The sequence below is a fragment of the Duganella sp. Dugasp56 genome, assembly GCF_047304105.1.
Classification (GTDB): Bacteria; Pseudomonadota; Gammaproteobacteria; order Burkholderiales; family Burkholderiaceae_D; genus Rugamonas; species Rugamonas hordei.
The window spans coordinates 1-18,912 of the sequence record NZ_JBGLYQ010000047.1 but is presented as its reverse complement, the minus strand read 5'-3'; the positions used below and the strand labels follow the sequence as shown (position 1 = coordinate 18,912).

Sequence of the window (18,912 nt, the reverse complement as noted above, 5' to 3'; positions counted from 1 at the left end):
GAGGCCGCCATGCCGGCAAACGCACTGATCACCGCCCTGCAAGCCCACAACGCCGGCCGCGATCCAGAGCTGCTGGCGATGAAGTACCGCAAGATGGCGCAAGACGCCTTCCTGTTCCTGCGCGGCGCCGACCACCTGTTCTACGACGTGCTGCCGGACGACGCCCTGTTCCGCAAGGCGCCGCTGGCGTGGAGCTGCGGCGACCTGCACGTGGAAAACTTCGGCAGCTACAAGGGCGACAACCGCCAGGTCTATTTCGACATCAACGATTTCGACGAAGGCGCGCTGGCGCCCGCCAGCTGGGACCTGGTGCGGCTGCTGGCCAGCATCCAGTGCGGCGCCAAGACCATGAAGATAGCGGCCGGCGACGCGGTGGCGCTGTCGCGCCGGTGCACCGACGCCTACCGCGCCGCGCTGGCCGAGGGCAAGCCGCGCTGGGTCGAACGGGAAACCAGCACAGGCCTGATCAATACGCTGCTGTGCGAGCTGCAAACGCGCAAGCGCGCCGACTTCCTCGACAAGCGCACCGAGCGCAAAGGCCAGCGCCGCAGCCTGAAGCTGGACGGCGCCAAGGCGCTGCCGCTATTGCCGGGCCAGCGCGAAAAGATCGAGTCCTTCATGCGCGACTTCGCCGCGACACAGGACGATGCCGGCTTCTACACCATGCTCGACGCCGCGCGCCGCATCGCCGGCACCGGCAGCCTGGGGCTGATGCGCTTTGTCGTGCTGGTGGAGGGGAAAGGTTCTCCCGGCGGCAACTACCTGCTGGACATCAAGGAATGCAAGCCGTCGGTGCTGGCGCCGCACCTGGCCGCCATGCACTTCAGACAGCCCATCTGGCCGGACCAGGCCACCCGCGTGGTCACGGTGCAGAAGCGCATGCAGGCGGTCGATCACGCCTTCCTGCACGCGGTGTCGATGGACGGCCGCTCCTGCACGCTGCGCGGCCTGCAGCCGTCGGAAGACCGCGTGGATCTGGACGGCAGGAAGCCGGGCCGCCTGGAAGACGTGATCGCCACCATGGGCTGCAACCTGGCCTGGGACCAGCTGCGCGCCTCCGGCCGCGACGGCGCCGCCAACGCCGACAACCTGATCGCCTACGGCCGGCGCGACGACTGGGTCCAGTCCATGCTGGACGCCTCCGCCGCCATGTCCACGCTCACGCAGCAGCAGTGGCAGGCCTGCAGGCCGTGGCTGGAATCAGTGAGCGTCGGCTGACGGCGCCTTCGGCGGCGCCACCTTGCGCATCAGCGGCACCATCGCCGTCGCCACGACAAAGCAGGCCATCACGCACAGGAACACGTCGCTGAAGGTTTGCGTCTGCGCCTCGCGTATCGTCAGCGACCATAGCTGCTTCAACGCGCCGGCCTGCGCGCTGCCTGCATCCAGCCCCCATGCCAGCAGGTTGCCGCCGGCGCCGGACAGCATCTGCGCCATCGCCTCGTTGCCGCTGTTCAGATGCTCGGCCAGGCGCAGGAAGTGCATATTGGTGCGGTCGTTGATGATGGTGGCGCAGGCCGCGATGCCGATCGCGCCGCCCAGGTTGCGCATCAGGTTGAACAGGCCGGAGGCCAGCTTCAGGCGCTCCGGCGCCAGCCCGCCCAGGGTCAGCGTCACGGTCGGCGCCACGGCGAACTGCTGGCCCATGCCGCGCAGGGCTTGCGGCAGCAGCAGCTGTTGCGCGCCCCAGTCGTGCGTGATCGGCGCGAAGTTCCACATCGACAGCGCAAACATCGCCAGCCCGACCATCATCAGCCAGCGCAGGTCGACGCGGTTGGCCAGGTAGGAGTAGAACGGAATCGACATGATCTGGAACACGCCGGTGGAAAACACCGCCAGTCCGATCTCCAGCGCGCTGAAGCCGCGCACCCGGCCGAGGAACAGCGGCGTCAGGTAAATGGTGGCGAAGATGCCGATACCGGTGACGAAGGAAAAGAAGCAGCCCAGCGCGAAGTTGCGGTCCTTCAGCGCGCGCAGGTCGACGATGGGATGCTCGTACACCATGCTGCGCCAGACGAAGCCTATGCCCGCCAGCCCGGCCACCCACGCCGTGGTCAGGATCACGTGGTCGCCGAACCAGCCCAGGCGCGGGCCTTCCTCCAGCGTGTATTCCAGGCAGCCGAGGAACAGCGACATCAGCACGATGCCGAAATAATCCGCATCGCGTATCAGCGACAGGTTGGGACGGTCGATCTTGACCAGTATCGGCACCACGACGGCGACGAAGATGCCCGGCACCAGATTGATGAAGAACAGCCAGTGCCAGTTGAAGTTGTCGGTGATCCAGCCGCCGACGGTAGGTCCCAGCGTCGGCGCCAGCGAGGCCAGCGCGCCCACGGTGGCGGCGGCGATCACGCGCTGCTTGCCGGCGAAGAAGTAGAACGCGGAAGTGAACACCATCGGTATCATCGAGCCGCCGATGAAGCCCTGCAGCGCGCGGAAGGCGATCATGCTTTCGATGTTCCAGGCCACGCCGCACAGCATGCTGGCGATGGTGAAGCCGGCGGCCGAGCCGGCGAACAGCCAGCGCGTCGACACCACCCGCGACAGCCAGCCGGACATCGGGATGACGATGATCTCGGCGATCAGGTAGCTGGTCTGCACCCACACGGTTTCGTCGGCGCCGGCCGAAATGCCGCCGCCGATATCCTTGAGCGAGGCCGAGACGATCTGGATATCCAGCAGCGCGATGAACATGCCGACGCACATGGTGGCGAAGGCCAGCACCTTCTGCGACATCGTCAGCTGCGGCGGTGTCCACGGTGCCGGGGCGGCGGCTGCAACGGTGGTGGAAGCGGCGGTGTTCATGGTTTCCCGCCCTCGCCGCGCACGTCGATCTCCGCCGCCACGGACAGGCCGGGGCGCAGCAAAGCCACCGCCGCGTCGCGCTCATCGAGCACGATCCGCACCGGCACGCGCTGGACGATCTTGGTGAAGTTGCCGGTCGCGTTTTCCGGCGGCAGGATGCTGAACTGCGCGCCCGTGGCCGGCGCCAGGCTGGCCACGGTGCCATGGAACACATGGCCCGGCATCACGTCGGCCACGATGTCCGCGCGCTGCCCCGGCTTGAATTTGGCCAGCTGGTTTTCCTTGAAGTTGGCATCCACCCACAAGCCGCTGGACGGCACGATCGACAGCAGCTGGTTGCCTACCGTGGCATAGGCGCCGCTGCGCGCGCGGCGGTTGCCGATCACGCCGTCGATGGGCGCGCGCAGCACCGTATATTCCAGGTTGAGCCGGGCGATATCGCGCTCTGCCACGGCCTGCTCCAGCGCGGCATGCGCCTGCAGCTTGCGCGTGCCGATCACGTCCAGCTCACGCTGCGCCGCCGTCAGCTGCGCCTGCGCCTTCTGGTCGCCGGCCAGCGCCTGCTTGTATTCGGCGTCGGCCCTCTGCGAACTTTGCAGCGACACGGCGGCCTTGGCGGACAGGTTTTTATAGCGCGTCTGGTCGTCGCGCGCGCGGGCTGTCTCGGCCCCGCTGGCTGCCAGGCCGGCGCGCGCCTGGCCGATCACCGCTTCCTGCAGCTGGCGCGTGGCGTCGAGATTGGCCAGCGTCGCCTGCGCGGCGGCGACCGCGCCTTCGGCCTTGGCCAACGCGGCACGGTAGTCGCGGTCGTCGAGGCGGGCCAGCACGTCGCCTGCATGCACATGCTGGTTGTCCGTCACTTCCAGCTTGGCGATATAGCCGGCCACCTTGGGCGCGACCACGGTGACGTTGCCGCCGACGTAGGCATCGTCGGTGTCCTGTAAAAACCGCGCTTCGGTCCACCAGTGATAGCCGAAGCCGATGGCGCCCAGCGCGATGGCGGCCAGCACGGCGCGCACGATGATGCGCTTGCGGCTGGGAAGAGGAATTACCTGTGCCGGAACGGCGGTGGCGGTGGTGGTGGTCATGATGTGCTCCGTGGATTGAATGAAGGGGTCAGGCGGCGGCTTCGGCGGCGGCGCGGCGCTCCGCCATGCGCTGCATACGAAGGCGGGTCGATTCCGGCGCGGCAGGTCCGGCGGCGACGGCATGGCGCGCGCGGTCGATCACGGCGCCGGTCGCCGGGTCCATCAGCGTCGGCTGCACTTCCTCGCCGCTGATACGGTCCCGCAGCACGATCATCTTGCCCTCCGGCGCGAAGTGCTTGTTGCCCCAGGCGAGCAACGCCAGCAGCACCGGGCGGAAATCGCATCCCGCTTCGGTCAGCACATACTCGTCGCGCGGCGGGCGCTCGGAATAGCGGCGGCGCTCCAGCAAGCCGGCATCCACCAGGTCGTTCAGGCGGCGGGCCAGCATGTTCGGCGAGATGCCGAGGTTTTTCTGGAAGGCGTCGAAGCGGGTCTCGCCATAAGAACATTCGCGCAGGATCAGGATGCTCCACCACTCGCCCACCTTGTCGAGGCTGCGGGCGATCGGGCACGCCATGGCGCTCAAATCGGTCTTTAGCATGGAATTACTCCCTCAAAAATTATTAATTGCGATCACAATGAAACGAGCATATACTCCTTCATACGAACTTGCAAGTAACTTTCAAAAGAGGTGCAAAATGAATAACGAACTCAAGGCGCCGGCCGCAAAGCCAGCAGGAATGCGGGTTTCAGCGGTGGTCGCGGCCAGCCTGCTGGCATTGTTGACGCTGGCCGGCTGCGCGACAGGGCCGGAATACCAGCGTCCGGACGCGCCGCTGGCGGCCAGTTTTCATACCTCGGGCGCTCTGGCCGAGCGCAAGACGGCGCTGCCGGCGCCGGCGCTGGACACCTGGTGGAACGGCTTCAACGACCCGGCCCTGCAGCGCATCGTCACACGGGTGCTGGAGCAGAACCTGGACCTGGCGGCGGCCATGGCGCGGGTCGACCAGGCGCGCGCCGCGTCGCGGCTGGCCGATGCTCGGCTGCTGCCGGAGGGGGCGCTGTCGGCCGGAATCGCGCATCAGCGGCAATCGCTGAATAGTCCCGAGGGCCGGCTGGCCAGCGCAACGCCCGGCTACAACCGCGAGCAGTCGCTGTACAACGCCGGAATCGGCGCCAGCTGGGAGCTGGACGTGGCGGGCGGTTTGAAGCGCGGCGCGCAGGGCGCCAGCGCCGAGGCGCAGGCGGCGGAGGCGGACCGTCTCGGCGTGCGGGTATCGGTGACGGCGGAAGCGGCCGACGCCTACTTCCGCGTGCGCGGTGCACAGCGCCGCATCGCGCTGGCGCAGGAGCAGATCGCCACCAACGCCAGGCTGCTGGAACTGGTGCGGCTGCGGGTGGCGGACGGCCTGGCGTCCAGCCGCGAAACGGCGCAGGCCGAGGCGCTGGTGTCGCAAGCCCGCGCCACAGTGCCGCCGCTGCGCATCGAACTGGATGTGCAGCTGAACCGGCTCGACGTGCTGATGGGCGCCGCGCCCGGCACCTACGCCGCCGAACTGGCGCCGCCGACGGGCCAAGCGGTCGGCGTCGGCGTGACTGCCAGTCGCGACGCAGCGCCTGGCGGACTGGCTGAAACCGGCGTGCCCGCCATCGAACTGTCGCAAGGCCCGGCGGACCTGCTGCGCCGCCGGCCGGACATCATCGCCGCCGAACGCCGGCTGGCCGCGTCGAACGCGCAGATCGGCGCGGCGATGGCGGAGTACTACCCCAAGCTGTCCTTGTCGGCGCTATTGGGCGTGACCAGCCTCGGATCTTCAGGCCTGTTGAGCGCCGCCTCGCTGCAGCCGCAGGTGGCGGCCGGCCTGCGCTGGCGACTGTTCGATTTCGGCCGTATCGACGCCGACGTCGCCCGCGCCAAAGGCGCCAACGCCGAGGCGCTGGCAGCCTACCGCAAAGCCGTGCTGCGCGCGGCGGAAGACGTGGAGAACGCCGTCGTCACGCTGACCCAGCTGGAACTGCAGCACCACGAACTGAGCGAGGAAGTGGACGCCCACACCCGCGCCCGCGACGCCTCCGAACAGGCGTGGCAGGGAGGGGCCGTCAGCCTGTATGAAGTGCTGGAAGAGCAGCGCCAGTTGCTGGCCTCGCGCGACCAGATGGCGCGCGTCAATGCCGACAACGCGCGCGCGGCTGTCGCCACCTTCCGCGCGGCAGGCGGCGGCTGGTAATTTATCCCAGCGTGTCGGTCCAGATGTTGCGGGCCCAGTTCATCGCGTACTCGCCTTCGAGCGCGCTGGGTCCCGCCGACACGCCGCCGGAGCCGGACACCACCAGCAGCGTTTTTTTCTCCGCATCGTAGGCGTGCACCGAGGCGACGTGGATCACGTCCTTGTCGGAGACGAAGCTGTAGCAGGTGTTGGTCAGCATCGGATGGGCGTCCGGCGCGCGACCGGCCAGCAGGTCCACCACGGCGGCCGCGCACACCTTGGCATGCTGGTTGGCCATGTGCGCGGACTTCGGCATCAGCGGCGATACCTGGATCGCGTCGCCCAGCACGTGAATGTTCTTCACCTGCGTCGATTCGAAAGTGAGGAAATCGACCGAGCACCAGCGCCCGTTGGCATTCGCCAGCCCGGTCTGCACGGCGATGACGCCGGCGCGCTGCGGCGGAATCACATTCAGCACATTGGCCTGCACCTTGTCGCCCAGTTCCGAGACCACGGTGCGCGACGATGCATCCACGTCCGTCGCCCGGAACGACGGCCGGTATTCGATGATGCCGCCGTAGCGCTCCTTCCATACCTTCTTGAACAGCGGTCCCTTGGAGACCACGTCGTCGTTGGCGTCGAGGATCAGCACCTTCGATTTCGGCTTGGCGCGGCTGAAGTAGAAAGCGATCTGCGATGCGCGTTCGTACGGCCCCGGCGGACAACGGTAAGGCGCGGGCGGAATCGTCATTGCATACACGCCGCCGTCCGGCATAGCCTCCAGCTGCGCGCGCAGGGCCACGGTCTGGGCGCCCGCCTTCCACGCATGCAGCACCGCATCCTGCGCACCGGGTTTGAGCATGCCGGGCAGTTGGTCCCACATGAAGTCCACGCCGGGCGACACGATCAGTCGGTCATAGGACAGTGTGGCGCCGTCGGCCAGCGCCAGCGTGCGTTTGGTGGTGTCGATCGACGTCACCGTGTCGCGCAGCACGCGTATGCCCTGCATGCGATCGTAGGACATGGTCAGGTCGGCGATCTGCTTCGACCCGCCCAGCACGAGGTTCGACAGCGGGCAGGAGATAAAGCTGGCGTTGGGCTCGACCAGCGTGACGTCGATGGCCCCCTCGCTCCACATGCGCACGTAGCGCGCGGCGGTGGCGCCGCCGTAGCCGCCGCCGACCACCACCACCTGCGGTTTCGCCACGCCGCCGATGGAGGCGCAGCCGGCCAGCACCGCGCTTGCTCCGGCGGCCTGTATGAATTGACGTCGTTTCATCGCAACCTCCTTACTTGCGGGCGGCAAAATAGGCCGCCAGCAGTTCGATCTGTTCGTCGGTATAGCCCTTGGCGATCTGGGTCATGATGGTCGACTGCCGGGAGCCGGACTTGAAGGCGCGCAGCGTGGCGGCCAGCGCCTCCTTCGGCTGGCCGGCGATCGGCGGCAGCGTTTCGCCTTTGGTGGCGCCGTTGGTGCCGTGGCAGGCTGCGCATGTCGCGGCAAGCCGCGCACCGGAGGAAATCGCCGCGCCATCGGCATGCGCCGCGTTTTCCGCGCTTGCCGCGAACAGCAACGCGGCGATGAGTATGGATTTCGAAAACATCGCTATCTCCTGTTATGGCCGAACTGCCGGCGATTCCATCGGCATACCCTGGTCGCGCACCGCCAGCCAGGCTTCCAGTTGAACCAGTTCCTGCGCCCCCAGCGGCGGTATCTCGGCGCGCACGCCGCTCAGGCAATTGCGCAGCCTTCGCTGCAACGATCCCATCGCCTGCCACTCCAGCCGGTAGATCGGATACGCCGCCGCATGCGCTTGCGGTATCGTGCTGCCGGCCAGTCGCTTGCCCCACTGCTGGTCATGGCATTGCGCGCACGATAAATTCAATTGGCCCACACGCTGGAAGTAAAGCTCCTTGCCGCGCGCTGCGGCCGCCTTGGTTCCCGTATCCTGCGGCGGCGCCACCGGCAGGCCGCGCGACTGCATCGCCACATAAGCCTCCAGTCCAAGCAACTCCTCGCTCTCAAGCCGCAAAGCCGGCGCCTGCTGCTTGCGTTCGCGGCAGATGTTGATGCGCTGGCTCAGGTTGACCGCCATCTTGCTGGCGCCGTCGAACGCGGGAAAGCGCGCCGCCACGCCACGCATGCTCGTGCGCGCATCACCATGACAACTGGCGCAGGACTTGCCGCTCTTGCCGGCGGCGGCGTTCCACTGCGCCTCGCCGCCGCTCACCCACAGCATGCCGGGATTGAGTGTATCGTCGCGCTGCATGGCTTGCGTGGATGCGCTCATGAATTCGCTGCCGGAGCGCCGCGCATCGTCGGCAGTGGCCGGGATGCAGAAAATCAGCAGCAGCGCGGCAAGGACTCTCATGCCGCGCTCACCGTCAGATTCATCTTCTCTGTCTGCGCAAAGCCGTTGTCGCCTTCCCACGTGAACTCCAGTGTGCCGCTTTCCGTCGCGACGGTGAAGAACCCGATATACGGATTGGCGGACACCGCCTGGTGCAGCTCGGCGCCGAATACCTGCTCGCCGTTGTAGCGGCAAACGAACTTGCGGATAATGTCGCGAGGGACCACCTTGCCATCCGCACCGGGCCGGTAGCCGGTTTCCATGACGTGCGCGATCAAGGCGCGTATCTCGATCATCTCGCCGCGCTTCGCCGTCGCCGGCATATGAATCAGGGCGCGCGCCATCAGGGAGCCTCGCCCTCGATGCAGGCCGCCAGCGTGACGATCACGTCCACCGATTTTGACCAGCAGCTGCCATCGTTCATGCGCGCGACGGCGATCAGCCGCTGCGATGTCGCCAGCCGGATACGCGTCGATACTTCGGCCTTGCCAGCGCGCGGCCCCAATGTGAACGCCGCCACGTCGGTCTGCGGATTCTTTTCATTGAAGATGGCGATGGCTGCGACATGGTCGGCCGCAGTCATCGCGCTCTCTACCGCCACTGTGACCGGCACCGCGTTGCCGTTGTCGATCAACTGCGCGATATCGAACCGGACCTTGCCCTCGCGCGGCGCCACACCACCGGTGAAGGCGGCGACGGCGGCGGCCATGTCGGCCGGCGTGGCCGCAACGGGGCGCACCAGCGCCAGCATCGCCAGCCCTGCGCCTGCCGCCAGCACATCGCGACGCTTCATTGCCCGCCCTCCTTCAGTGTTTGCAGCCACGCCACCACGTCCTCGATCTGCTGCGCGTCCAGTATGGTCTTGCCCTGGTAGCCGGCGGCGACGCGGTTAAGTCCATCGGTCTTGTAATAGGAAGGCATGATCGTCACCGGATTGAACTGGCTGGCATCGACGATGCGCGCCCTTAGCTGTTCGGCGCTCCAGCGTCCGCCGGCGCCCCGCAGGTCCGGCGCCAGATTCCCTTGAAAACGCTCCTCGGGTATCGGCCCGGTATGGCACAGCAGGCAAAGCCCCACCTGCCGGTTGGCGACGATGGCGCGGCCGCGTGCCGCGTCGCCGGGTTGTTCCGTCAGCGGCGCCGCGCCGGCCCGAGCGCAGCTGAGCAGGATGGCCAGTGCGAACAGACCTGTCATCCCGCCCCGCATCGCTATGCCTTCTTCAGGCTGTGGTTCTTCAGCGGCAGGTCGCGCACGCGCTTGCCGGTGGCGGCGAAGATCGCGTTCAGCACCGCCGGCGCGGCCACCGCAATCGTCGGCTCGCCGACACCGCCCCAGAACCCGCCCGACGGCATGACGATGGACTCCACCTTCGGCATCTCGTCCAGCTTGAGCACCTGGTAGGTGTCGAAGTTCTGCTGTTCCATCTGGCCGTCCTTCAAGGTGCACTCGCCATACAGCGCGGCGGACAACCCGTAGACAAAGGAACCTTCGATCTGCGCCTCGATCTGCTGCGGATTGACGGCATACCCTGGATCGGTCGCCGCGACGATGCGCAGTATCTTCACCTTGCCGGTCTTGCTGTCCACCGACACTTCGGCGCAGGCGGCCACGTAGCTGCCGAAGCCCATGGTCTGGGCCAGCCCACGGAACACGCCCTTCTTCGGCGGCGTGCCCCAGCCGGCCTTTTCCGCCACGGCGTTCAGTACGGCCAGGTGCTTCGGGTGGTCAGCCATCAGCTTGCGGCGGAAGGCCAGCGGATCCTGCTTGGTCGCGTGGGCCAGTTCGTCCATGAAGCATTCGAGGTAGATCGTGTTCTGGTTCAGGTTCACGCCGCGCCAGAAGCCGGCCGGCACCGGCGGATTGCGCATCGCATGGTCCACCAGCAGGTTCGGGAAGCTGTAGCCTATCGACGCTTCCGGCCCCGGCGCGTTCAGCCCCTGGAACACCACCGGATCCTTGCCGTCCTTGAGCGTCTGCCCCAGCGAGGCGAGGATGGACTGGCCGGCGATGCGCATATGCAGGCCGGTCACGTTGCCCTTGGCATCCAGGCCCGCCGTCAGCTTGCACTGCGTGATCGGATGGTATTTACCGTGCAGCATATCCTCTTCGCGGGTCCAGATCAGCTTGACCGGCGTGCCCGGCATCTCCTTGGCGATCTTCACCGCCTGCGTCACCCAGTCGTGCGTGGCGCCACGGCGGCCGAAACCACCGCCCAGATGCATCTTGTAGACGTCGCACTTGGCGGGCGGGAGGCCGGCCGCTTCGGCCGTCGCCGCCAGCGCGGCTTCGCCGTTCTGGGTCGGCGTCCAGACTTCGCAGCGCTCCGGTGTCCACACCACGGTCGCGTTCATGGTTTCCATGGTCGCGTGGTTCAGCCATGGGAAGGAATACACCGCCTCGATCTTGCGCACCGACGAGGCGATGGCCGCCTTGGCATCGCCGTTCGAATTGCCGACCACCGCTTCCGGCGCATCCAGCGCGGCCTTCAGCGTGGCCGCGACATCCTTGCTCGACAGCTTGGCGTTCGGGCCCTTGTCCCATTCGATCGGCAGCGCATCCAGCGCGGACTTGGCGCGCCACCAGGTATCGGCCACCACCGCCACCGCGCTGTCGCCGACCTTGAGCACTTTCTTCACGCCCGGACGCTTCTCGATGGCCGAGGCGTCGAAGCTCTTCACCGTGCCGCCGAAGACCGGACAATCCTTGATGGCCGCGTTCAGCATGCCCGGCATCTTCAGGTCCATGCCGTAGATCTGCGCGCCGGTGGTCTTGGCGACCGTGTCGAGCCGCGCCAGGCGCTTGCCTGCCAGCTTCCAGGTCTTGGGATCCTTCAGCACGACGTCGGCCGGCGCGGTCAGCTTGGCCGCCGCTTCGGCCACCTTGCCGTAGCTGACGGTGCGGCCGCTCTGGCCGTGCGTGATCACGCTGGCGGCGGCGCTGCATTCGGACGCGGGCACCTGCCACGCATCGGCGGCGGCCTGCACCAGCATGGTACGGGCGATGGCGCCGCCCTTGCGCACATACTCGTGCGACTCGCGGATGCCGCGGCTGCCGCCGGTGGAGAAGCTGCCCCACACGCGCTTGCGCGCCAGGTTCTGGCCCGGCGACGGATATTCGGTGGTGACCTTGCTCCAGTCGGCGTCGAGTTCCTCGGCCACCAGCTGCGCAAGGCCGGTCAGCGTGCCCTGGCCCATTTCCGAGCGGGCGATGCGGATCAGGATGGTGTCGTCCGGTTTGACCACCACCCAGGCGTTGACCTCGGGCGTGGCGGCCGACGCCCCCGGAGCGACGCCGGGCACCATGGTCTGCGCCAGCGCGTCAAACGGAATATGGAAGGCGACCACCAGGCCGGCGGCCGCACCTTTCAGGAATCCACGGCGCGAGGCCGAAACAGTCACGGCGCTCATGCCTTGCTCCCTTCGATACGCTGGATATTCAGGCCGGCCGTGGCCGGATCGCCGCCGCGCACCGCCACATGGATCGCCTTGCGCACGCGGTTGTAGGTGCCGCAGCGGCAGATGTTGGTCATGGCCGCGTCGATGTCGGCGTCGGTACATTTGGGCTTGTCGCGGATCAGGGCCGCGGCGGCCATGATCATGCCGGACTGGCAGAAACCGCACTGCGGCACGTCCAGCGCGGCCCACGCTTTCTGGATCGGATGCGAGCCGTCCTTGGACAGGCCTTCGATGGTGGTGATTTTCTGGTTGGCCGTGACGGCGGCCGCCGGATAGACGCAGCTGCGAGTGGGCTGGCCGTCGATGTGCACAGTGCAGGCGCCGCATTGCGCCATGCCGCAACCGAACTTGGTGCCGGTCAGGCCTAGCTGCTCGCGGATGACCCACAACAGCGGAGTATCGTCCTCCGCCTCATATTCTCGTACGACGCCATTGACGTTCAACTTAGCCATGCAGATCTCCTGAATTTCGGTTGCCGGGAATAGACCGCTGGTGATACTACACCCGCTACCAAAACTTTGCATTACGGAGATTGTTTCTGCCTTATTTCGCCAAAATCCCCTGCGCCAGCCAGTGCTGAAGATGGCCGGCCAGCGCCAGCATAGCCTCTTCGCCGGCCGCCTCGCACACCTCGCCGAACGTGGCGCCGACGGCGATAAGGCGCAGCGCATCCGCCTCCAGCGCGGACAGGGAACGAAAATGCGGCTGCTCACCCTGGCGCCATATCAGCCAGTGCATCACGGCGCCGGATTCCGCGGCCTCCGGCGGTTCGTCGCCCGCGCCCAGCGCCTGCCACAGGGCGACGGCGTTCCAGCGCAGATCCAGCAGGTGCACCGACGGAAGCAGCCTGAATTGCAGCGCGCCCCACGCCTCCGGCGCCACCGCGCTCATCTCGGCGGTCCCCAGCGGCAGGGCATCCTCGGCGTCGAAGGCCAGGCTCAAGGCCCACTCAAGGCTCGCCAGTTCGGCGATGAAGGGATATTCCTCCAGCCGCGCCGCCGTGTGTGCGGCAAACTCGCCGCCGAACCAGCGCAGGTTGGGGTGGCGCGAAGGATGCGCGGCGATGTAGCTATCGGCCAGGTCCGCGAACATGTCGTCGCCGACGAAGGTCCAGGTCTTGTCGTACGCCTCGCACAGCGCCTGTTTCAGGCGGCTGCGGTAGGCGCGGTGATAGATGGCCAGCCGGGCATCGGCCTTCAGGCCGTACTGCTCGCGCACGGCGGCGTGGATGGCGCCGGTCGCCTCGTCGGCCAGGATGTAGTCCTGGAAGTCGCCCTGCAGCCGCTGCAATGCGCTCATGCCGCCTCCGCGAAAGCGCGTGCGCGCCGCAGTTCGGCCGTCAACTCGGCCAGCGGCGGGATATTGTCGTCGCGTTCTATCATCGTCGCGACGGGGCCGAAGCGGCGCAAGGCTTCCGCATACAGCGCCCACACCGGATCGGATACCTCACGGTCGTGCGTGTCGATGATGCAGCCTTCCTGCACGCTGTGGCCGGCGAGGTGGATCTGCTGGATGCGATGCCTGGGCAGCGCATCCAGGTAAACCAGCGGATCGAAACCGTGATTGACGCTGCTGACGTAGACGTTGTTCACGTCCAGCAGTATCAGGCTGTCCGATTCCTCGGCCACGGCGGCGACGAAATCCCATTCTTGGAAAGTGTCCGACTCAAAGGACAGATAGCTGGACACGTTCTCCAGCAGCAGCGGGCGCTCCAGGTAATCCTGCACGCGCTTCACGTTGCGCACCACGGTGGCCACGGCTTCCTCGGTGTAAGGCAACGGGAACAGGTCGTGCATATTGGTGCCGTGCGTGCCGGTCCAGCACAGATGGTCGGACACCCACAGCGGCTGCACGCGCTGCATCAGCTTCTTCAGCTCGCGCAGATAGTCGTGCGACGGACCTTGCGGCGTACCGATGGACATCGACACGCCATGCATCGCCATCGGATAGTCCCAGCGGATGCGGTCCAGCATGGCCAGCGGCTTGCCGCCGGGGACCATGTAGTTCTCGGACAGGATCTCGAACCAGTCGATGTCATGCCCGCCGGACGGCGCGTCGATGATTTCCTGGTAGTGCGCGGGGCGCAGCCCGAGGCCGAAGCCCGGCGATGACAGTGTAGTGTTCATGGATGATCAGCGGATCAGCGCCGGCCGGGCCGGCGCTATTGAAATTACTTGTCCAGGTCGACGATCTTGCCCTTCTTGGCGAAGCAGGCGCCGGCCTTGGTGGCGAGGAAGCCGTGGCCCTTGCAGGAGTTCTGGCCCTTGCATGCGTTTTCGGCGGTGGCGCAATCGCTCTGGCCCTTGCAGCTGTTGATGCCGGCGCAGTGCACGGTGTCGTCGGCGCTGACGGTCGACGTGGCGGCGATCGCCGATGCCGACATGGCCATGGTTGCGACGGTGGCTGCCATTGCTGCGAAACGGGTGATGTTGTTCATGTGGTTCTCCAAAAAGTAAGTTGGGTTGGTGCTGCATGCCTCTGTCGCCGCCATGTCCGCATTACTTACACACGCCACAAAATATTTTTTCAATTTTGACTTGGATCAAAGTTTTTACTGCGCCGCGTCAATAGACTTGGTCTCGTTACTTAACGACGACAAAAGAGGAAGTGAAATGAGCAAGTCTTTAGCAGCAGCAGTGTTGACCACCCTGAGCCTGGTCGCAGGCAGCGCAGCGATGGCGGAAGAAACCCCGTGGCTGGTGCGCGTGCGCGCAGTGCACCTGGACCCCGCCGACAAATCCGATCCGGTCGGCGGCACCGGCGCCTCCGACCGCCTCAGCGTGAGCAGCAAGACGATTCCGGAATTCGACGTGTCCTACTTCTTCACGCCCAACCTGGCGGCGGAGCTGGTGCTGACCTATCCGCAAAAGCACGACGTGTCGCTGGACGGCGCGAAAATCGGCAGCTTCAAGCACCTGCCACCCACGCTGCTGCTGCAGTATCACTTCGTGCTCGATGCACCGGTCAAACCGTACGTCGGCGCGGGCGTGAACTACACCACGATGTCCAAGGTCGATCTCCTCGGCGGCAAGGGCGGCCTGGAACATGACAGCTTCGGCCTCGCGCTGCAGGCGGGCGTTGACTACGCCATCGATAAGAAATGGTCGCTCAACTTCGACGTGAAGAAAGTGCAGATCCGCAGCGACGTCTTCATCAGCGGCGCCAAGGCCAGCCGCGTCAAGGTCGATCCGCTGATGGTCGGCGTCGGCGTCGGCTACCGCTTCTGAGTCAGATAGCCGAGTAGCGTTGGGCCAGTCCTTGCTGGCGCAACGCCTCGGTCAGGAAATCCACGAAGGCCCGCGTTTTAGCGGGCAGCAGTTTCTGGCTCGTGAAGTAGAGCGCGATCGGGCCCATGTCCTCATACCAGTCCGGCAGCACGCGCTGCAAGGCGCCGCTCTCCAGGTGCTGCGCCACGTCCGCCACCACCAGCGGCGCCACGCCCATCCCCAGCAAGGCCGCGCCGCAGATCGCATCGGGATCGTTGATGAACACGCGCGGCTTCAGCTGCGCCGCCATCTCCTCGCCGTGACGGTTGCGCAGCATGCGTACCTTCACGCGGCCGCTGTGCGGCGAGCGCATCGCAATCGCATCGAGCGAAGCCAGGCCGGCCGGCGTGGCGGGCAGTTCGCGCCCCTCCAGATAGGACGGCGACGCCACCAGTATCACATGTGCCGGCGCCAGCTCGCGCGCCACCACGCCCGGCGTCAGCTCGAAGCCACCGCCGATGGCCGCGTCGAAACCGCCGGCGATCAGATCGACGGGGCGGTTGTCGAAACTCAGGTCCGGCGTCACACCCGGATAGCGCGCCATGAAGGCCGGCATCAGCGGCAGTATCTGTTCGCGGCCGAAACGCGGCGCCACGCTCAGTTTCAGCACGCCGGCCGGTTCGCCCGCCTTGGCCGTCACTTCGGCGATGGCGCCCTGGATGCTGTCCAGCCCCGCGCCGACCGACTGCAGGAAGCGCTCGCCGGCCTCGGTCAGTTTCAGGCCGCGCGTGCTGCGCTGGAACAGGCGCACGCCGAGGTTGCGCTCCAGCTGCGCCACGTTGCGGCTGACGGCGGCCGGCGTCAGCCCCAGCCGCCGGGCGGCCGCCGAGAAACTGGCCGATTCCGCGCTGCGGACGAAGGATTCCAGATTGGACAGGGTTTCCATGCGTTACATTTCAACGTTTGATTGAAAGTGATACTAAATACCTGATACTACCGCTATCAGGCCGGCATGGCCATACTGGATTCATACCAACCCTCACATCAAGGAGCTAATATGAACATCGCCATCATCGGCGCGGGCGCCATCGGCACCGCCATCGCACGCCAACTGTCCCGCGCCGGCATCGCCGCCTCCATCGCCAACAGCCGCGGCCCGGAATCGCTGGCCGCGCTGACCGCGGAACTGGGCCCGCAGATCAAGGCCGTCACCGTCGAGGAAGCCGCCAAGGCCGACGTGATATTCATCGCCGTGCAGTGGAGCCGCGTCGCGGACGCCGTGCGCGAGCTGCCGGCCTGGAACGGCCGCATCGTCATCGACGCCAACAACGCCATCGAGGCGCCGTCGTTCAAGGCCGTCGACCTGCGCGGACGCGCCTCCAGCGCCGTGGTGGCGGAACTGCTGCCCGGTGCGCGCGTGGTCAAGGCCTTCAACCATCTGGTCGCGGCGCTGTTGGCCGCGGATCCGCAAGCGGAAGGCGGCCGCCGCGTGCTGTTCTACTCGGGCGACGACGCCGATGCCAAGCACACCGTCGGCCAGCTGATCGAGAAACTCGGCTTTGCCGGCATCGATCTCGGCACGCTCGATGGCGGCGGACGCCTGGCGCAATTCCCCGGCGGTCCGCTGCCGGTGCTGAACCTGGTGCGCTACGCCTAACGTTGCTCCATGGCGACATTCCCAGCATTAAGGTGACATGCGCGGGCAATTTGAGGAACAATCAAGTTCCCTGAGTGCCCGTTTTCGCTTCTTAGTGAAGGATAGCCGCCATGTCATTCGACCACGTCAAAATCGGAACCCGCCTCGGCTTCGGCTTCGCCATCGTGCTGGTGCTGCTGGTGGCCGTGATCGTGCTGGGACTCAGCTCGATGACCCGCATCGGCAGCCGCACGCGCGACATCGTCGACGACAAGAACGTCAAGATGGAGGCCGTTAATCACATGGTCGACAACGTGCGCAACATCACGCTGTCGGTGACCAATATCGTGGTCGTACCGAGCACGCCGGAAGTGAACGCCGAGGTGGAAAAAATCGCCGAGTCGCGCAAGAAGTATGGCGAGGCCAAGAAGATCCTCACCGGGCGCGCCATCGACGACAAGGAAAAAGCCATGCTGGCGACGCTGGACGGCCTGCTGAAGGAAGGCGCCGCCAAGAACAACAAGGTCATCGAACTGCGCAAGGACGGCGAGATCCAGGACGCCACGTCCTATTTGACACAGACCGCCGCACCCAGCCTGCGCGGCGTGCTGAAGGCGCTGGACGATATCCTGGTCTATGAAACCGCGCAGGCCAGGCAGGCCAGCGACGAAGTCGAGTCGGTGCTGCGCACCGCGCAGATGGTGCAGATCGGCCTCGGCGCGCTGGCACTGGCGCTGGGCGGCGGCGTGGCGTGGTTCATCACGCGCTCGATCACGGTGCCGCTGAACGCGGCGGTGGACCTGGCCGAGACGGTGGCCGGCGGCGACCTGTCGACGCGCATCGACGTGCATGCGACCGACGAAACAGGCCGCCTGCTCGGCGCCCTCAAGTCGATGAACGACAGCCTGCTGAAGGTGGTCGGCCAGGTGAGGCAAGGCACCGACACCATCGCCACCGCCTCGAATGAAATCGCCGCCGGCAATATGGATCTGTCGGCGCGCACCGAGGGCCAGGCCAGCTCGCTGGAGGAAACCGCATCGTCGATGGAGGAGCTGACCAGCACCGTCAAGCAGAACGCCGACAACGCGCGCCAGGCCAACACGCTGGCGCGCAGCGCGTCGGAAGTGGCGACCAAGGGCGGCGCCATCGTGGCCCAGGTGGTCGACACCATGGGCAGCATCAACAGCTCGTCGCGCAAGATCGTCGACATCATCGCGGTCATCGACGGCATCGCCTTCCAGACCAACATCCTGGCGCTGAACGCGGCGGTGGAGGCGGCGCGCGCGGGCGAGCAGGGACGCGGTTTCGCGGTGGTGGCGTCCGAGGTGCGCAACCTGGCGCAGCGTTCGGCGGCGGCGGCCAAGGAGATCAAGGAACTGATCTCGGCCTCGGTGGCCAACGTCGACGACGGCTCGCGGCTGGTCAACGAAGCCGGGCAGACGATGGGCGACATCGTCGACAGCATCCGGCGCGTGACCGACATCATGGGCGAGATCACCTCTGCCAGCAACGAGCAGACCATCGGCATCGAGCAGATCAACATGGCCATCACGCAGATGGACGAAGTGACACAGCAGAACGCGGCGCTGGTGGAACAGGCGGCTGCGGCATCGCAAAGCATGCAGGAGCAGGCGGCGGCGCTGGCGGCGGTGGTGGGCTTCTTCAAAACCGGGACGGCGCCGGGGACCGCTATAATGTTGCATACTCGATAGCACACACCAACGGAAGCCGGCCCATGCGCAAGATCCTGATTGTCCTGACCTCATTGATGCTGACCGCCTGCGTCGACGATTCGGCGTCGTACTATGCGGACAGCAGCGGCAATCACGCGTTGACCATCCACCGCTCGCAGAAGCATTTCTGGAGCAGCGCCAGCAGCGTCGAGCTGATCATGCAGCGGCTGCCGGACTGCCTGCGCCGCATCCAGCTCGACGAGATGCCGGCCGACGAGGTGGAGATCGAGCTGCTGTCCGGCGGCGACAACGTGTGGACGCTACGCGCCGGCAAGCAGATGTGGCAGGTCGAAACACAAACCTGCACGCAATATCCGGACGTGAAGGGCGACGGCGGCGAGCTGATCGGCGTATTCCGCGCCGACGGCGGCAAGCTGGTCTTCGAAGCCGCCGTCCTCGAACCCGTCAAATAAACCCGGGGTCAGATCCGACATTTGGACACGAGCTCTGCCGTAACGGCCGTTACGGCAGAGCTCGTGTCCAAATGT

21 protein-coding genes are annotated in these 18,912 nt (G+C 66.3%); 6 read left to right on the top strand and 15 right to left on the bottom strand.

Translation table 11 applies throughout. The annotated features are described in order from the left end of the window. Positions 1-9: 9 nt before the first annotated feature. A complete protein-coding gene (locus ACCD07_RS26370) occupies positions 10-1,218 on the top strand; it encodes a DUF2252 domain-containing protein (RefSeq protein WP_413449043.1) in 1,209 nt (402 codons plus the stop codon). Here the strand turns inward: ACCD07_RS26370 and ACCD07_RS26365 are convergent. From ACCD07_RS26365 to ACCD07_RS26355, 3 genes are read right to left on the bottom strand one after another with little or no spacing between them, the layout of a single operon-like run. Next, on the bottom strand, positions 1,201-2,808 hold the full coding sequence (locus ACCD07_RS26365; protein ID WP_413449042.1) for a DHA2 family efflux MFS transporter permease subunit: 1,608 nt from the start codon (positions 2,806-2,808) through the stop codon (positions 1,201-1,203). The genes ACCD07_RS26370 and ACCD07_RS26365 overlap by 18 nt on opposite strands. Further along, positions 2,805-3,896 (bottom strand): HlyD family secretion protein, encoded by a 1,092-nt coding sequence (locus ACCD07_RS26360; protein ID WP_413449041.1) that lies wholly within the window; start codon positions 3,894-3,896, stop codon positions 2,805-2,807. Before ACCD07_RS26360 ends, ACCD07_RS26365 begins: the two co-directional genes overlap by 4 nt. A 28-nt stretch (positions 3,897-3,924) precedes the next feature. Continuing rightward, complete coding sequence (locus tag ACCD07_RS26355) at positions 3,925-4,437, bottom strand: winged helix-turn-helix transcriptional regulator (protein WP_413449040.1); 513 nt, start codon at positions 4,435-4,437, stop codon at positions 3,925-3,927. Between the two features lie 97 nt (positions 4,438-4,534). Here ACCD07_RS26355 and ACCD07_RS26350 point away from each other — a divergent pair, with 97 nt between their 5' ends. Further along, a complete protein-coding gene (locus ACCD07_RS26350; protein WP_413449039.1) occupies positions 4,535-6,064 on the top strand; it encodes an efflux transporter outer membrane subunit in 1,530 nt (509 codons plus the stop codon). Between the two features lies 1 nt (position 6,065). On the opposite strand, the gene ACCD07_RS26345 is transcribed toward ACCD07_RS26350, so the two are convergent. The 11 genes from ACCD07_RS26345 to ACCD07_RS26295 all read right to left on the bottom strand — a co-directional run bounded on the left by ACCD07_RS26345 (position 6,066) and on the right by ACCD07_RS26295 (position 14,286). After that, positions 6,066-7,322, bottom strand: a complete 1,257-nt coding sequence (locus tag ACCD07_RS26345) for an FCSD flavin-binding domain-containing protein (protein WP_413449038.1) — start codon at positions 7,320-7,322, stop codon at positions 6,066-6,068. Positions 7,323-7,332: 10 nt separating this feature from the next. After that, positions 7,333-7,647 carry a c-type cytochrome gene (locus ACCD07_RS26340; RefSeq protein WP_413449037.1) on the bottom strand — a complete coding sequence of 105 codons (315 nt, stop codon included), beginning with the start codon at positions 7,645-7,647 and terminating at the stop codon, positions 7,333-7,335. Positions 7,648-7,659: 12 nt separating this feature from the next. Further along, a complete protein-coding gene (gene soxA, locus ACCD07_RS26335; protein ID WP_176655887.1) occupies positions 7,660-8,415 on the bottom strand; it encodes a sulfur oxidation c-type cytochrome SoxA in 756 nt (251 codons plus the stop codon). After that, positions 8,412-8,738, bottom strand: coding sequence for a thiosulfate oxidation carrier complex protein SoxZ (soxZ, locus tag ACCD07_RS26330; protein WP_413449036.1), 327 nt, complete (start codon positions 8,736-8,738; stop codon positions 8,412-8,414). The genes soxA and soxZ overlap by 4 nt, the downstream gene beginning before the upstream one ends. Beyond that, positions 8,738-9,187, bottom strand: coding sequence for a SoxY-related AACIE arm protein (locus tag ACCD07_RS26325; protein ID WP_413449035.1), 450 nt, complete (start codon positions 9,185-9,187; stop codon positions 8,738-8,740). The genes soxZ and ACCD07_RS26325 overlap by 1 nt, the downstream gene beginning before the upstream one ends. Next, on the bottom strand, positions 9,184-9,588 hold the full coding sequence (gene soxX / locus ACCD07_RS26320) for a sulfur oxidation c-type cytochrome SoxX (protein WP_413449034.1): 405 nt from the start codon (positions 9,586-9,588) through the stop codon (positions 9,184-9,186). Before soxX ends, ACCD07_RS26325 begins: the two co-directional genes overlap by 4 nt. 14 nt (positions 9,589-9,602) lie before the next feature. After that, the gene (locus ACCD07_RS26315; protein WP_176655891.1) at positions 9,603-11,801 is read right to left on the bottom strand and encodes a molybdopterin cofactor-binding domain-containing protein; all 2,199 of its coding nucleotides are present in this window, start codon (positions 11,799-11,801) and stop codon (positions 9,603-9,605) included. Then, a complete protein-coding gene (locus ACCD07_RS26310) occupies positions 11,798-12,301 on the bottom strand; it encodes a (2Fe-2S)-binding protein (protein WP_176655892.1) in 504 nt (167 codons plus the stop codon). Before ACCD07_RS26310 ends, ACCD07_RS26315 begins: the two co-directional genes overlap by 4 nt. 91 nt (positions 12,302-12,392) lie before the next feature. Beyond that, the gene (locus tag ACCD07_RS26305; RefSeq protein ID WP_413449033.1) at positions 12,393-13,148 is read right to left on the bottom strand and encodes a DUF2063 domain-containing protein; all 756 of its coding nucleotides are present in this window, start codon (positions 13,146-13,148) and stop codon (positions 12,393-12,395) included. After that, positions 13,145-13,975, bottom strand: a complete 831-nt coding sequence (locus ACCD07_RS26300; RefSeq protein WP_413449032.1) for a DUF692 domain-containing protein — start codon at positions 13,973-13,975, stop codon at positions 13,145-13,147. Before ACCD07_RS26300 ends, ACCD07_RS26305 begins: the two co-directional genes overlap by 4 nt. A 44-nt stretch (positions 13,976-14,019) precedes the next feature. Continuing rightward, on the bottom strand, positions 14,020-14,286 hold the full coding sequence (locus tag ACCD07_RS26295; protein WP_176655895.1) for a hypothetical protein: 267 nt from the start codon (positions 14,284-14,286) through the stop codon (positions 14,020-14,022). A gap of 175 nt (positions 14,287-14,461) precedes the next feature. On the opposite strand from ACCD07_RS26295, the gene ACCD07_RS26290 reads away from it, so the two are divergent. Beyond that, positions 14,462-15,076 carry an OmpW/AlkL family protein gene (locus ACCD07_RS26290; protein ID WP_413449031.1) on the top strand — a complete coding sequence of 205 codons (615 nt, stop codon included), beginning with the start codon at positions 14,462-14,464 and terminating at the stop codon, positions 15,074-15,076. A 1-nt stretch (position 15,077) separates the two neighbouring features. On the opposite strand, the gene ACCD07_RS26285 is transcribed toward ACCD07_RS26290, so the two are convergent. Beyond that, positions 15,078-16,001 (bottom strand): LysR family transcriptional regulator, encoded by a 924-nt coding sequence (locus tag ACCD07_RS26285; RefSeq protein ID WP_353405183.1) that lies wholly within the window; start codon positions 15,999-16,001, stop codon positions 15,078-15,080. Positions 16,002-16,112: 111 nt separating this feature from the next. Here ACCD07_RS26285 and ACCD07_RS26280 point away from each other — a divergent pair, with 111 nt between their 5' ends. The 3 genes from ACCD07_RS26280 to ACCD07_RS26270 all read left to right on the top strand — a co-directional run bounded on the left by ACCD07_RS26280 (position 16,113) and on the right by ACCD07_RS26270 (position 18,837). Further along, positions 16,113-16,712, top strand: coding sequence for an NADPH-dependent F420 reductase (locus ACCD07_RS26280; RefSeq protein WP_413449030.1), 600 nt, complete (start codon positions 16,113-16,115; stop codon positions 16,710-16,712). Positions 16,713-16,822: 110 nt separating this feature from the next. Next, the gene (locus ACCD07_RS26275) at positions 16,823-18,403 is read left to right on the top strand and encodes a methyl-accepting chemotaxis protein (protein ID WP_413449029.1); all 1,581 of its coding nucleotides are present in this window, start codon (positions 16,823-16,825) and stop codon (positions 18,401-18,403) included. A gap of 23 nt (positions 18,404-18,426) precedes the next feature. Then, positions 18,427-18,837, top strand: a complete 411-nt coding sequence (locus ACCD07_RS26270; protein WP_176655900.1) for a hypothetical protein — start codon at positions 18,427-18,429, stop codon at positions 18,835-18,837. Positions 18,838-18,912 lie beyond the last annotated feature (75 nt).

What these genes read in the sequence shown, in the direction of transcription:
- ACCD07_RS26370 (WP_413449043.1), top strand. Translation starts at nt 10, where the DNA reads ATGCCGGCAAACGCACTGATCACCGCCCTGCAAGCCCACAACGCCGGC.
- ACCD07_RS26365 (WP_413449042.1), bottom strand. Translation starts at nt 2,808, where the DNA reads ATGAACACCGCCGCTTCCACCACCGTTGCAGCCGCCGCCCCGGCACCG.
- ACCD07_RS26360 (WP_413449041.1), bottom strand. Translation starts at nt 3,896, where the DNA reads ATGACCACCACCACCGCCACCGCCGTTCCGGCACAGGTAATTCCTCTT.
- ACCD07_RS26355 (WP_413449040.1), bottom strand. Translation starts at nt 4,437, where the DNA reads ATGCTAAAGACCGATTTGAGCGCCATGGCGTGCCCGATCGCCCGCAGC.
- ACCD07_RS26350 (WP_413449039.1), top strand. Translation starts at nt 4,535, where the DNA reads ATGAATAACGAACTCAAGGCGCCGGCCGCAAAGCCAGCAGGAATGCGG.
- ACCD07_RS26345 (WP_413449038.1), bottom strand. Translation starts at nt 7,322, where the DNA reads ATGAAACGACGTCAATTCATACAGGCCGCCGGAGCAAGCGCGGTGCTG.
- ACCD07_RS26340 (WP_413449037.1), bottom strand. Translation starts at nt 7,647, where the DNA reads ATGTTTTCGAAATCCATACTCATCGCCGCGTTGCTGTTCGCGGCAAGC.
- soxA (WP_176655887.1), bottom strand. Translation starts at nt 8,415, where the DNA reads ATGAGAGTCCTTGCCGCGCTGCTGCTGATTTTCTGCATCCCGGCCACT.
- soxZ (WP_413449036.1), bottom strand. Translation starts at nt 8,738, where the DNA reads ATGGCGCGCGCCCTGATTCATATGCCGGCGACGGCGAAGCGCGGCGAG.
- ACCD07_RS26325 (WP_413449035.1), bottom strand. Translation starts at nt 9,187, where the DNA reads ATGAAGCGTCGCGATGTGCTGGCGGCAGGCGCAGGGCTGGCGATGCTG.
- soxX (WP_413449034.1), bottom strand. Translation starts at nt 9,588, where the DNA reads ATGACAGGTCTGTTCGCACTGGCCATCCTGCTCAGCTGCGCTCGGGCC.
- ACCD07_RS26315 (WP_176655891.1), bottom strand. Translation starts at nt 11,801, where the DNA reads ATGAGCGCCGTGACTGTTTCGGCCTCGCGCCGTGGATTCCTGAAAGGT.
- ACCD07_RS26310 (WP_176655892.1), bottom strand. Translation starts at nt 12,301, where the DNA reads ATGGCTAAGTTGAACGTCAATGGCGTCGTACGAGAATATGAGGCGGAG.
- ACCD07_RS26305 (WP_413449033.1), bottom strand. Translation starts at nt 13,148, where the DNA reads ATGAGCGCATTGCAGCGGCTGCAGGGCGACTTCCAGGACTACATCCTG.
- ACCD07_RS26300 (WP_413449032.1), bottom strand. Translation starts at nt 13,975, where the DNA reads ATGAACACTACACTGTCATCGCCGGGCTTCGGCCTCGGGCTGCGCCCC.
- ACCD07_RS26295 (WP_176655895.1), bottom strand. Translation starts at nt 14,286, where the DNA reads ATGAACAACATCACCCGTTTCGCAGCAATGGCAGCCACCGTCGCAACC.
- ACCD07_RS26290 (WP_413449031.1), top strand. Translation starts at nt 14,462, where the DNA reads ATGAGCAAGTCTTTAGCAGCAGCAGTGTTGACCACCCTGAGCCTGGTC.
- ACCD07_RS26285 (WP_353405183.1), bottom strand. Translation starts at nt 16,001, where the DNA reads ATGGAAACCCTGTCCAATCTGGAATCCTTCGTCCGCAGCGCGGAATCG.
- ACCD07_RS26280 (WP_413449030.1), top strand. Translation starts at nt 16,113, where the DNA reads ATGAACATCGCCATCATCGGCGCGGGCGCCATCGGCACCGCCATCGCA.
- ACCD07_RS26275 (WP_413449029.1), top strand. Translation starts at nt 16,823, where the DNA reads ATGTCATTCGACCACGTCAAAATCGGAACCCGCCTCGGCTTCGGCTTC.
- ACCD07_RS26270 (WP_176655900.1), top strand. Translation starts at nt 18,427, where the DNA reads ATGCGCAAGATCCTGATTGTCCTGACCTCATTGATGCTGACCGCCTGC.